Here is a 12,667-nt window from a genome sequence, read left to right as displayed (position 1 = left end):
GCCGACGGGGATAAATCACCGCGCCGATCGCAACGGACAGAGGGAAACGGTTTACGACCCGGGTCGACAACCAGCAGTCATGGTCCCCTGGTCTCGACGCACCCTCCTCAGAGCGACGGCAGGAGTGGGAAGTGTCGCTCTCGGCGGCTGTAGCGGATTCGGTCAGTCGACAGAGACAGACGAGCCGGCACCGCCTGGAGATCCGGTCCGGAACTACGAGCAGCGGGTCGTCCACGTCCCCGGAGAGCACCCGCTCTTTCGCTTGCTAGACGCCGACCGGTCCAATCAGCAGGTGTTGCTTACTGCTCCGAGCGATCGAGACGACATCCGGTTTACTGACCGGGGGGAACGGCTTTCGGCGTTCGTCGATGCTACGTCGTTCACTGATAGCTCGGTTGCGCTGTTCCAGCGAACGTTTCCGGAGTGTCGCCGACTCGGCGTCCAGACTGTCCGACGCCGCCCGGAGGAACTCAGGGCGGAGCTCTGTATTCCCCGACGACCGGCCGATGTCGCGTGTCGGACGGACCGCAGGCGTAGCGGCGCGGTGGCGCTCAGATTCCGGATGACCGACGTATCGGACGACGAACTGGCCGCCTCTGTCGGATCACAGTGTCGGAAGCAATTCGGCCCGCTCCGGACGACGACGGGTGACAACACGTGACCGAAGAGCGGTCCCGCCGAGCCGTCCTCGCCGGTGTCGGTGGTTCTCTGGTCGCGCTGACCGGCTGTTCTGCGCTGCCGGGTGGCGACGGTAGCCGGTCGTACGATCGGGAGAGACTGGGACGGGTTCTGGACGACACGTCGCTTCCGGATCGGGCCGAGTTCCCGTTTCCCGTCCCGCAGGCCCAGTTACAGGCCCATCGTGACCGGATCCGGACACAGATCGACGCTGTCCCGGCCAAGCCATCGGTGCCCAACGAGGCAATCGCCCGGGAGATCCGCGAACGTCGGGAGACACTGTCCGAACGGCTCAAATCGATAGAGGAGGAGAGACCGGCATACCGTCGGCTCGCCACTCTCCGAGATATCCGCGGTCAGGCTGGAGAACTCAGGGGACTGTCGCTGGCGGCGACCGATGCCATCGAACGCCGGCAGATCACTGAACAGCGGGACGACCTTCGGGACCGGCTGGCGGCGTTCCGAGCAGCCTGGGACTATCGGGGTGATGGCCCCGTCGACGCCGTCGCCGCGAACGCCGAACTGGAGGCACTCCTCGATCGGGCGGTCCACGAACTGGAGCCCTGGCCGCTGTTTCCCGATTCGGCCGTGGCTGTCCCGGAACGTGTCGGGTACATTGCGGGGAAACTAGAGGCAGCGGCGGCGGTGATAGACGACGCCGAACAGTTCCGGAACCGGCTGGCGAACCGATCGACGGGCCGATACCGGTCGGCGCTGATGGCGACCGCGACCTGGCTCCGCCGTCGGACTCGCGATCAGGCAGCACGGTTCGAGTCAGTTCTGGCCGCCGATACGCTCCCGGTCGACCGGGACGCGGTGGACTCGCCCGCAGACCACCTGCACAACCTCGCGGCAGAAACCGCACGTAACTACACGAACGACGAACTCCTCGACCGGATCGGGGAAGGCGGTTACGCGGATGCGGTCAGATACGCAGCACAGCGCCGCACTGCCCTGCGGGCGCTCTCGACGGTCTCGCGCCAGATCGGTGTGGGCGAGGGTGACGCCGCTCCGTCGGTTCCAAGCGACCCGTCCCTCGGCGAGATTGCCAACGCCCGTGAGCGGGCGATCCAAGCCTACCGGAACGCGACCGACTCCGGTGTGGATCCGGTCGCGACACTGACGATTACGCCGGCATACACCGAACTCAGTCAGGCAGATCTGGACGTGGAGAACGGGACCGACCGCGGATACGCGCTCTTCGCGCAGTACTGGTACGTCGAGAAGTACGCGCGAGCAACGGCCGAGATCACCGGGGAAGTGACACACCTCCTTCGATCGGCTGCGGAGTAGTCAGCGCTCGTCGAGGACGACCGGAACACCCCGTTTCGCGACGTCCTGTGCGAACGCGCCGGAGTCGGCTGCCAGATTGGCGAAGGTGTTGTAGTGGATCGGCAAGACGAGGTCGGGGTCCAGTTCCTCGGCGAGGTCGGCCGCGGCGTGGCGGTCCATCGTATAGTTCTGTGCGATCGACGGGACGAACAGCGAGACGTCCAGTTCGGCGTGCCCGTCCAGCACGTCCGAGTCGCCCGGCCAGAACACTCGGGTGTCATCGACCGACAGCAGGAAGCCACAGCCGATTCCCTTTGGATGGTAGGGGTTCCCGTCAGCGTCGGTGTTGGGGCCGTCCTCGTAGTTGTACGCCGGCATCGTCCAGATCGGTACGTCGTCGACGAGGATGTCGGCCTCCATCGGGACGGTGCGGACGTCGTAGGGCAGATCGGCCAGACGGTCGAGGTCGCGGTCCGAGCGGTGGACGTCGATCCCCTCGAAGGCGACGACGGTGGCGTCCTCACTCGCGACGCGCCGGATTCCGTCGGGATCGTAGTGGTGGACGTGGGTGACACAGACGATGTCGCCGTCTTCGGGCCGGTACTCTCGGGCGGGCGGGTGACCGGCCCCCGGGGTGTCGGGTTCCCACTCGCCGGTCAGAACGCCGTACCGTCCCGGATCGAGGTAGACGACCGTGTCGCTTCCTTCGAGACGCAGTGTCGCGTAGCCGAGCCACTCGGCGGTGATCCCGTCGTGTCGGATGGTCATGCCAGCCGGTACTCCCACCACCGGCATACGCGTATCGGTCCCTGGCTCACTGTGACTGTGCGAGCCGCTCGATACGCTCCAGGGAGTCGGCATCGCCGGGTCCGGCGTCGTCACGAACTGCCAGGAACCGCGGGAACCGGAGGGCGTAGCCCGATTCGTACGCCGACGAGGTCTGGATCTCCTCGTAGCCGACTTCGAAGACGACCTCCGGGGACAGGGTCACGGATTGGGCGTCCTCGGCGGTGACGAGCGGTTCGAGCCGTTCGGTCAGCGATTCCAGTTCGGCGTCGGTGATCCCCGTCGCGACGTTCCCCACGGTCGCGTACCCGTCACCGCCGTCGGTCCGGACCGACAGTTCGAACGTTCCGAGGACGTTCGCCCGCCGGCCTTCCCCCCATTCGGCACCGGTGACCACACAGTCGAGCGTCTCCACGTCGGGCTTTCGCTTGCGCCAGCGCTTCCCGCGCTTTCCAGGTGTGTACGTCGACTCCGGGTCCTTGAGCATGATCCCCTCGTGGCCGGCATCCAGCGCGGCCTGCTCGATCTCGGCGATCCGGTCGGGCTCGTCGCTGGTCCAGCACGCCGAGACGATATCACTGTCCTCCGGAAAGAGTCCGTCGAGCCGTTCGCGTCGCTGCTGTAGGGGAGTGTCGAGCAGGTCCGTCCCGGCGACGTGCAGACAGTCGAACGCGTGGAACCTGACAGCGATAGCTTCGCGGGCCTGTGCCACGTCGTGTTTCCGACGGAACCGCCGGAGGACTGCCTGGAACGGGAGCGGGTCGCCGCCGTCGTCGACTGCCACCACCTCGCCGTCGAGGATCACCGGCCGGTCGATAGTGGTCTCGACCGTCTCGACGACTTCCGGCAACGGGTCGGTTACGTCCTCCATGTTCCGGGAGAACAGCCGGACGGTCTCCCCGTCGTAGTGGACCTGAACCCGCGCTCCGTCGTACTTCCACTCGACGGCTGCCCGGTCCCAGTCCGCCAGCGCGTCGGTCACGGTCCCAGCCTGTGCCAGCATCGCCTTGACCGGGCGGCCGACTTCCAGCGTGATCCCGTCGAGTCCCGACTCGCCCTGCTCGCGGGCGACCGTCGCCACTCTGCCGCAGTCGTTCGAGACCTGGAGGGCGCGTTCGACCGCCTCGACCGGCACGTCGAACGCCGCCGCCGTCGCGTCCCTGACGGCCCCCTCGCCGACGCCGATCCGCATCTCTTCGAGGACGAGCCGTGCCAGATAGCGCGCTTCCTCGGGACGACAGCGGTTGAACAGCCCGAACAGGGTATCGACCTTCGTCGCCTGGCTCCCGTCGCCCTCGGCCGCCGCGAGTTCTGAGAGGCGATCAGCGACCTCCGCGACGGTCACCCCGTCGGTCCCGCTGTCAGTGAACGATCCCAGTCCCTGCTGGCCGCCGAACTCGTAGCTGGCGGCGACGGCACCGATCTCGCCCTGATCGGCCAGCCGCTGTTCAATGTCGTCCGCGTCGACGTTATGACCGGCCGCCCGTGCGATGGCCTCGTAACAGAGCCGCGGGCCGATATCGAGCGTTCGGGAGTCGTAGGCTGGGAAGACACGACCCTGGACGAACCGCGCTACCGTCGCGAGGTCGTCACCCGCGATCGTAAAGAGGTCGACAACGGCGGAGACGATCGCTGTATCGGCGGATTCGGCCTCGATGGCGGTGGCGTGGTCGGCGAACGTGGCGAACTCCATCGGTGCTCCCTATCGGACGAGCCGCCCTAAACCCAGCGTCACGACCCTAACTGTATCGTCACCGTGACGAACTCGTCCTGTCCGGACGCCGGATACGGGGCGTCCGTCTCCCCTGGTGGCCCCTCGAACTGGTAACCCAACTGCTCGTTACCGTCGGTGTCGCGATGGGGAACGAGGACGATATCCCTGTTCGCATCCGGTGTCCGTGACAGTTGGATCGTGACGTCCTTGTGCGTTCCTGGTTCGAGATACCGGGAAGTCCCGATCACCTCCCCGTCGGCCTCCAGGGCGTGGACGACGACGAACCCGCCCGAAGACAGCGACACCGAGTCGACGGTCAACTCGCCGCCGGTCGCGGTCGGCTGGTCGACGGTCAGGGACGCGACCGGCGAGGACAACAGGAGGAAGGCGACGTACGCGATGCCCAGCAGGATCGCGGCGTGTTTCGCCCCGTCTTTCAGGGTTCCCTCACCGAGTTGGCCGCCGATGAAGCCAGTCAGGACTGCTTGGATGATCGCGGTGTGGAAGAACACGAGGGTGTAGGCCGCCTTGTCGACCCGGCCGAAGCGAGCGAACTGGTCGGCGTTGACCCCGAGACGGCTCGAATCCGGCGTGGCGATGTTCGAGGGAAGCGCCGGGACGAGCACCTCCTGAACGGAGACGATGATGACCAGGAAGACGAGAAAGGAGATGTAGATGACGACGAGGTAGGTAAACATCTGCTGTCGGCGCCGCTTCCGGAGGCGGGTGTCGGCACGGGCCTGTTTGGACGCGATCCGGAGCACCGGACCCAGTTGGCCCGAGGAGTGCATCGCGTTCGTCAACAGCGTCACAACCCGGGTGATCGCCGTCGTCCGGATTCGGCGACCGAACCGGACCAGGGCGTCGTCGACGTTGGCACCCATCTTGATGTCGGCCCAGATGCGGTCGACCTCCGGCGTGAGGACGCCGATATCGCTCCCGCGGAGCCGTCGCAGGCTCTCGACGATGGTCATCCCGGCCTCGTTGAGGCTCGCCAGCCGTTCCAATAACTCCGGCGTTGCGTTCTCGATCCGCTGGATACGCTGCGTGTAACTGTACCGGACGATAGCGAACGAACCGAACACGAGCAGTAGTGACTGGATGACAAGGTCGTCCAACAGTCTGACGTTCACGGCCGAGGTCTGGAACGCGGCCGGGACACGGACGGCGAACAACACGATCGCGACGGGGACGGCGATATACAGGACACGGCCGGGGTTCCACAGGAGTGACTCCAGTGGGGAGCGTACCGTCCGTTTGATCGACTTGAACTTGTCGTAGGTCCGGAGCCGTGCCAGGTTGTCCCCGACTGATCCGGTCACGCCACCGTCGGCGAGTTTCGACGGGTATGCCGTCTTCGACGGTTGCCCGAACGTCGAAGTGTCGTACTGATTGAGGACGCTGCTGGAGCCGGTGCCGCCGATCCCCAGCGCGTCGAGCTTCTGGGCGAGATACACCATGAACCCGGCGTTGGCGAGCGGAATGATCAGGTACGCGAGCAACTGGAGTATCCAGAGGGTGTCGGTCGTCGTGAGTCCGAACACCAGCAGGATCGTGATGAGAAAGAGGACCCCCGCGACGAAGAGGGTGACGTACGCCTCCGCGATCGTCGCGAGTCGCTCCAGTAGCTCGGACTGGCGCTCGGCGGCCTCCTCGTGGTGACGCTGGTGTTGCTCGTGGAGAAACGACGACAGCGACTGGCCGCTCTGGAGGACGCTGGAGAGGTTCTCGGAGAACGTCTTGAACGTCTCGCTGGGCGTCCGATGGGAGACGTGACGGAGCGCCGTGATCATGTCCCGCCCGAACAGATCCATCTGGCGGACGGCGACGCCGATCTCCCGGGCCGCCTCGCCGTAGATCGCCTCGTTGCGAGCTAGCACGCCCATCACTTCCGGGAACGACATCCCCCCGCGGGACAACGCGTACATGAACGCGATCGTCCGTGCCATCCCCTCGTCGATGCTGCGCGCGCGGACCTCCCCATCGCTCTTAGGCAGCTCCCAGCGCATCGTGTAGGTCACGGCCGCGGCCGCGATCCCCGAGAAGACTCCACCGGCGACGAGCACGACGAGAGTCTGCTGGGGCTGTAAGACGAGTTCGAACCCTCTGATTCCCAGCGCGTTGACCATCGTCCGTGGCAGCCCCATCATGAGATCGACGATCGTCGGGAGCGCGAGCAACAGGCCGCCGAAGAGATACGCGCCCGCCAGCGCTCCACCGATCGCGCTCAGCCCGGTAAACAGCAGCGTCCGGGCGGCGTAGCTGCGGTACGACTGGCCGATGTAGGCCGCTTCGAGTTGTCGCTTGCGCTCTTCGGACTCGGAGACGTACCGACCGAACACGCGCCTGGCGTACCTGGTCATCCTGCGATCGACGGACTCGTTGGTAACGCTGAGGACGACGAGCCCGGCGATAAACAGGAGGCCGGCAAGCGGTGCCAGTCCGAGGGGATTCAGTGCCATATCAGACCGATACCGTGGCGTCGATCCGTTCCATCACCGCTTCGGAATCGGCGTAGTACTTGTTGACCATCGCAGTGAACCGACGATAATCACGGATGCCCTCGTCTTGGAGGTACTTGAGGAACTGCTGTCGGTTGTTCAGCTCCCGGAGGAGCTGAGACTGGCTCCAGCCCCGTTCCTCACGGATCTCGTCTAAGAGTTCGCTGTTGTTCTCGCGGAACCGGTCCTCCGTCGCCTGCCAGTTGTAGGTGTTCGAGTAGTCCAGCTCCCCGGTCCGCTGGTCGATCCCCTCGATCTCGGCCAGGGTCTTGGCCCGCCGGACGCGTTCGTCGCCCGAGCGGGTCAGCACCTGTACACAGAGGATATCCAGGCTCTGGACCATCGGTCGCGGGACGTTGATCGGCTCGTTCTCAAGGCGGTTGATGACCGTCTGGACCGAGTCGGCGTGCATCGTCGAGAACGTCGTGTGGCCGGTGTTCATCGCCTGGAACAGCGTGATCGCCTCCTCACCACGGACCTCGCCAACGATGATGTACTCGGGGCGGTGTCGCAGCGCCGACCGCAGCAGGTCGTACATCGTGATGTCCGAGTCGTCCAGCCGCTCGCGTGTCACCGAGGAGAGCCAGTTGTCGTGGTACAGCGACAGTTCGCGGGTGTCCTCGATGGTCAGCACCTTCGAGCGGGGCGGGATAAACATCGAGACCGCGTTCATCGAGGTGGTCTTGCCCGCGGCGGTCCCGCCGGCGAAGATGAGCGAGCGGTTGGACTCGATCGCCAGCCAGAGGTACGACAGCATCTCCAGGGAGAAGGTCCCGTACTCCAGCAGATCGATCGGGGTAAAGGGCTCGTCGGCGTACTTCCGGATCGTAAACGCCGACCCGCGTGGCGTGACTTCCTCGCCCAGCGCCAGTTCGATACGCGAACCGTCGGGCAGGGTCGTCGAGACGACCGGGTCCGCGACGGAGACGTGTCGGCCGGACCGCTGTGCCAGTTGGATGACGAAGTTGTTCAGCTCCTCTTCCTCGAAGACGATGTTGGTCTCGATGTCCGTGTACTCGTCGTGGTAGGCGAAGATCGGGAGGTTCGATCCGTCACAGGAGATGTCCTCGATGTTCGGATCGTGCATCAGCGGGTCGATGTGACCGTACCCCTGGAACGAGCGATAGAGGTAGTAAAACAGCCGGTAGTACGTCTCGGGTTCGACGACGACGCCGTACTCTTCGAGACGGGCTCGCAGCTCCTCGTGGAGCGCGACTTCCGGGTCGTCGTCGACGACGTCGCGGTAGATAAGCGGGCCACGGATGTCCTCGAAGAGACGGTCCAGCAGGTCCGCTTCGACCTCGTCGAGTTCCGGCTCGACCACGTGATACCGGTGCTCGTCGCGTTCGATATCGCGGTTGATCGAGACGAACGCGAACGGGGTGTTGAGCCAGTACCGATCGATCTCCTCGTACCCCTCCAGCCCGTCGAAATCGACCAGTGGGCCGTGTCGGCTCGGATCGTAGTTGGATTCGGGAACGGCGCCCCCACCCAGCAGTGTCGCCGTCTGGGAGAGCCAATCACGGATCTGACTGAGTGGGTTCCGGACATCGTCACCTGCGTCGGGTGTCTCGGGGTTAGACATGGAGATAGGGCTGGCGCGTGCTGCCGTCGCTTGTCTATCGTTGCGTAGCCACCTACTTAAATCGCTCCGCCGGTAACGATCGCTGAGAACGGCGGCGTCAGGTTCGGTCGACAGTCGCCAACAGGTAGGCGAACACCAGTGCGAGTACCGACCCGACGGGAACGGTAAACCCCGCGAAGTAGCGGACGAAGAGCGCACTGGCGGCCAGCGAGAGGACGCCGACCAGTCCCAGCAGGGCGGCGAACAGCCTGACAGGATCGACCGGCAACACTGCCGCGACCCGCTCTTCCTCGTAGTAGTAGTAGAGACTGAGCCAGAACGGTACCAGGTAGACGAGAAACGCGGCTGTCCCGAGTCGGCCAGCGAGGACCAGTTCCGTCGACTGCTGGAACGAGCCGATCTCCCACATCCAGAGAAACGGGCGTTCGCCCGGCACAGTCCCACCGAAGATGTACTGGACGCGGAAGGGGAGAAACCGGAAGGCGGCGACGGTCAACCCCGAAACGGAGAACGTTGAGACCGACCAGGGGGCGAGACCGACCAACCACGTCGACAGCACCGCGAGTTCGCCAGCGTACTCTGATTTGACCCACACCATCTGTCTGTCCCCAGAGGCGATGGGCGTCGAAGAAAAGCTACCGGTCCGACCCGGGGAACGCTGTCAGGTGACGGGTTCGACTTCCGGCGCCGTTACGTTCATTGCGCCACACGCCAAAGGATGGCATACCCAAATGAGGCGTGACTACTTCACCGTCGACATCGCGAGCGAGTCCCCCGACGGTACGCCGACCGTTCGAATCGACTACGACGGCCCCGACGGCGAGCTCAGGGAGCGCCTCACGACAGCAGCGGACGTTCTGGACGCGAGTGAGATCGACGTGACGTTTCGCCGGCAACCGGACGCCTCGACCGGTGTCCTCTCGCTGACGAACCGACTGACCGGCGAGTACGTCCTCGAAGCGAACGTCACCATCGAGCTCGTCGACTCCCTGATCGAGGCGGCCGAAGACCGCGAGGACGGCCACTACGAGGTCAGACTGACCGACAGCACCGGGAAGTCCCGGGTCTACGAGAAACGGACACTGCTCGTCTACGATCACGACGGGAGCCTCCTCCGCCAGCGGAGCCTGATCCCCGGCGGCGTCGAACTCTAGAGCCGGTCGACGACCGACGGGAGGACCGCCGTCACGTCTCCCCTGACGATCAGATCGGCCTGCGCGTCACGTTCTGTCGCTTCCAGGTTGAGGACGACGAACGTCCCGCCCCCGTCGACGACCAGTTTCGGGAGGAGCGACACCGGCCTGACGGCGAGTGAGGTACCCGCCGCGAGCAGCAGATCACACTCCTGTGCGAGCCGTTGTGCCGTCGCGATGGTCCCCTCGGACAGGGACTCACCGAAGAGGACGACGTCGGGTTTGTAGACGCCACCACACCCACATCGCGGTGGACAGTCCCCGTCTGCCGCTCGTTCGAAGACCGGCGACGCTTCCGCACGGTCGCCGCAGTCGTCACAGACGACCCGGCGGGTAGTGCCGTGTAGCTCGACGACGCGCTCGGTGCCCGCGTCGTCGTGGAGGCCGTCGGTGTTCTGCGTGAGGACGGCGTCGAGGAAGCCCATCGATTCCAGGTCGACGAGCGCGCGGTGGGCGGCGTTTGGCTCCGGGTCGTGGTCGCCGTAGACCGCCGTCCGGAGCGAGAGACGGTCCCGCCAGAACCCTTCCGGATCGGCGTCGAACCGCTGTCTGTGGAAGTCCATCGGGTCGAATCGGTCCCAGAGCCCGTCCTCGCCCCGGAAGGAGGGGATCCCCGATGCGGTCGAGACGCCGGCTCCGGTCAGGGCCACGGTCGAGGACGCGGCCCCGACGGACTCCGCGAGTGCGTCCACGTCCCCCTCGTCGACAGTCGGGGTTGGCTCCGTTCGGTCGGTCGTCATAGGTGAACCAAGACAGCCGAGCGTAGTGGCTGTTGTGACTCAGCTGTCACGGCCTGGCCCCACACATATATTTCGATAGCCCGTATGGAGTGTATGGATTCGATGCCGGACGAGATCGTCGACCGGGCGATCGTCGAACACCGCCGTCCGCCGGGCCGACTCGACGCCGACAGAATGTGGATCGCAGAGGACCCGACTACCGACTGCTCCGGTGTCGGGACTGTCGAACGCGAGGCAGTGGGAAACCTCGTCGCCGCTGTCGTCGAATACGAGCGCAGCGAGAGCGATCGAGACCCACTGCTGAAACTGCCCGGGAAGACCGTCTCGCGTCCCTCGCCGTACACGAACACGTCGTCGATGTTCGACCGTCTCCAGTCGCTGTTTTGAACCGAGCCGAACACTAACCGCTGTGGGCCGTCTCCCTCAACCGGCCGCCGTCTTCGAGACCAGCGGGCCGGCACACTCTGGACAGAGACGGCCGCTCGGTGATGCCACTCGTGGTCCGGGTTCGTCACATTCGTCCACCTCTGTGGATTTCGACGGTGGTGATTTATGTGGGTCCAGTCCTCAGCGGGAGCTATGTGTTACGACCGACTCGTCGACGACGACGTGGTCGAGACGCCGCTCCCCGAGCTGTTACGGTCGGAACTGGTCTGTGCGCTCCGGAACGGAGCGCTCGCCGGGGTGATGGTCCTGGCAGTCCTGCTGTTCGAGGGCGCACCGCCCTGGCTCGTCGCCGCCAGCACGGTCGGTGGCGTTGCCCTCGGTGCGGTGTTGCACGAGAGCGTCTTCGCCGCCGGGACGCTCGTCCAGCGAATCCGTGCCCGTGCCGGTGGGACAGACGTGTCGAGGTCTCCGTGACTCAATCGTCGGTCGAGGCGGGGTCAGCGTCTTCGGTACTGTCGGGGACCCATTCGGGCAGTGTCGCGTCCCGTGCGATCTGGAGCGTCGCCGTGCCGACGAGCAACAGGTTCCCCCATAGGCCCGGTTGGAGGACGAAGTACGGTTCGAGGACCTGTACCGGCGGAACCACCGACGGCAGGTAGTTCGCGAGGACGTTCAACCCGTATGCGTGCAGGTGAATACAGAGCAACCCCAGTACCGGAAGCGCCGGATAGCTGTCCGCTTCCAGTTCCTCGGCCAGCAACAGCACGACGGCCGGCAGCAACGCGACGAAGTAGTAGGTGTAGGGTAACGGTGTCAACAACGTGAACGCGCTCACGCCGAGCGCGAACAGCGTCCGGTCCGACCCCCAGTCGGTCAACCCGGCGACCGCGATGATCGCGAGACTGCCCAGGACCCGTAGTGCCTGCGCACCCGGGAGCCAGTGGATCGGGCGGTAGTACGGGGGCAGCCACAGCGTCGGGGGCCGGGTCCCGCCGCCCTGGCTGACGCCCCAGGCGAGCACGTCGAGGTAGGTCCGGTGGGTCTCGACGCCGAAGATCAGGACCGAGGCCCCCACGAAGACGACGCCCGTCGCGACGGCCCCGAGGAACCGCGTCCGACTGCGGATCAGGTGAGCACCGACCGGTGCGTACGCGAACTTCACGAGGCCGACCACCGCCGTCGCGACACCGCTGACGCCCTGGCCTAGACGGCCGTCCGAACGGACCATCACCGCGGCGGACAGGGTGAGCAGACCGGCCATGAACGGTGCCATCTGGCCGAGTTTCAGCGAGATGAGCAGCGGCTGGAACCCGACGATCAGCGGAAGCATGAGACTCGCCTCCCACCACCGGAGCCGGTAGCCCAGCGAGGTCACGAGTGCCTGCAGGGAGAGCCAGAGAAGGGCGACACTGAGGACGTTCCAGGCGGTCGCGGCTTCAGTCCCCAACTCCGTGAACGGGGCGAACAGCAACACGACCAGCGGGGGATAGAGGTACGAGCCGTGGTATCCCCCGTCGTCGTTTTTGACGTAGAGGGTGTCACCGGCCGCCCAGCGGTCGACGGCGCCGCTGAACGCGCCGAAGTCCCAGTAGACGAACTGCGGTGCGACCTCCGTCGACCGGAGCCACCAGTCGACCAGTGGATACGCCAACAGCGAGAGGGCGGTGACGGCGACGACGGCGACGAACACCGGTCGTTGCCGCCGGAGAGACCAGAGTCGGGCGACAGTGGACATCCGTTAGCTAATCGACTCCTCACTGTCGGGATGTAAATGTCTTCTGACAACCAGTTCGGCCGAAACCGGTAGTGGC

General features: G+C 65.4%; 12 protein-coding genes. 5 read left to right on the top strand and 7 right to left on the bottom strand.

Annotated features, from left to right (window positions below; translation table 11 throughout):
* The first annotated feature begins 79 nt into the window (after positions 1-79).
* A complete protein-coding gene (locus VJ109_RS01210; protein WP_324758433.1) occupies positions 80-661 on the top strand; it encodes a hypothetical protein in 582 nt (193 codons plus the stop codon).
* Positions 658-1,971: a coiled-coil domain-containing protein gene (locus VJ109_RS01205; RefSeq protein ID WP_324758431.1), complete on the top strand. Its 1,314-nt coding sequence runs from the start codon at positions 658-660 to the stop codon at positions 1,969-1,971. Before VJ109_RS01210 ends, VJ109_RS01205 begins: the two co-directional genes overlap by 4 nt.
* On the opposite strand, the gene VJ109_RS01200 is transcribed toward VJ109_RS01205, so the two are convergent.
* From VJ109_RS01200 to VJ109_RS01180, 5 genes are all read right to left on the bottom strand, one after another.
* A complete protein-coding gene (locus VJ109_RS01200; protein WP_324758429.1) occupies positions 1,972-2,718 on the bottom strand; it encodes an MBL fold metallo-hydrolase in 747 nt (248 codons plus the stop codon).
* 46 nt (positions 2,719-2,764) lie between these two features.
* Complete coding sequence (gene ligA, locus VJ109_RS01195; RefSeq protein WP_324758427.1) at positions 2,765-4,429, bottom strand: ATP-dependent DNA ligase LigA; 1,665 nt, start codon at positions 4,427-4,429, stop codon at positions 2,765-2,767.
* Between the two features lie 38 nt (positions 4,430-4,467).
* Complete coding sequence (locus VJ109_RS01190) at positions 4,468-6,912, bottom strand: type II secretion system F family protein (protein WP_324758426.1); 2,445 nt, start codon at positions 6,910-6,912, stop codon at positions 4,468-4,470.
* 1 nt (position 6,913) lies between these two features.
* Positions 6,914-8,536 (bottom strand): type II/IV secretion system ATPase subunit, encoded by a 1,623-nt coding sequence (locus VJ109_RS01185; protein WP_324758424.1) that lies wholly within the window; start codon positions 8,534-8,536, stop codon positions 6,914-6,916.
* Between the two features lie 97 nt (positions 8,537-8,633).
* On the bottom strand, positions 8,634-9,134 hold the full coding sequence (locus VJ109_RS01180) for a TIGR04206 family protein (RefSeq protein ID WP_324758422.1): 501 nt from the start codon (positions 9,132-9,134) through the stop codon (positions 8,634-8,636).
* A gap of 133 nt (positions 9,135-9,267) precedes the next feature.
* Between VJ109_RS01180 and VJ109_RS01175 the strand changes: the two genes are divergently transcribed.
* A complete protein-coding gene (locus VJ109_RS01175; protein WP_324758420.1) occupies positions 9,268-9,690 on the top strand; it encodes a DUF5793 family protein in 423 nt (140 codons plus the stop codon).
* Here the strand turns inward: VJ109_RS01175 and VJ109_RS01170 are convergent.
* Positions 9,687-10,469, bottom strand: a complete 783-nt coding sequence (locus VJ109_RS01170; RefSeq protein ID WP_324758419.1) for a Sir2 family NAD-dependent protein deacetylase — start codon at positions 10,467-10,469, stop codon at positions 9,687-9,689. The genes VJ109_RS01175 and VJ109_RS01170 overlap by 4 nt on opposite strands.
* A gap of 93 nt (positions 10,470-10,562) precedes the next feature.
* On the opposite strand from VJ109_RS01170, the gene VJ109_RS01165 reads away from it, so the two are divergent.
* Entirely contained in the window at positions 10,563-10,856 is a 294-nt protein-coding gene (locus tag VJ109_RS01165; RefSeq protein ID WP_324758417.1) for a hypothetical protein, read from the top strand.
* 192 nt (positions 10,857-11,048) lie between these two features.
* Entirely contained in the window at positions 11,049-11,330 is a 282-nt protein-coding gene (locus tag VJ109_RS01160; protein ID WP_324758415.1) for a hypothetical protein, read from the top strand.
* A gap of 1 nt (position 11,331) precedes the next feature.
* Here the strand turns inward: VJ109_RS01160 and VJ109_RS01155 are convergent, their stop codons facing one another.
* Positions 11,332-12,591, bottom strand: coding sequence for a glycosyltransferase family 87 protein (locus VJ109_RS01155; RefSeq protein WP_324758414.1), 1,260 nt, complete (start codon positions 12,589-12,591; stop codon positions 11,332-11,334).
* Positions 12,592-12,667 lie beyond the last annotated feature (76 nt).

The sequence above is a fragment of the Haloarcula montana genome (assembly GCF_035666295.1).
GTDB classification, from domain to species: domain Archaea; phylum Halobacteriota; class Halobacteria; order Halobacteriales; family Haloarculaceae; genus Haloarcula; species Haloarcula montana.
The sequence above is the reverse complement of the archived record's forward strand: the minus strand, read 5'-3'. Positions and strand labels throughout refer to the sequence as shown.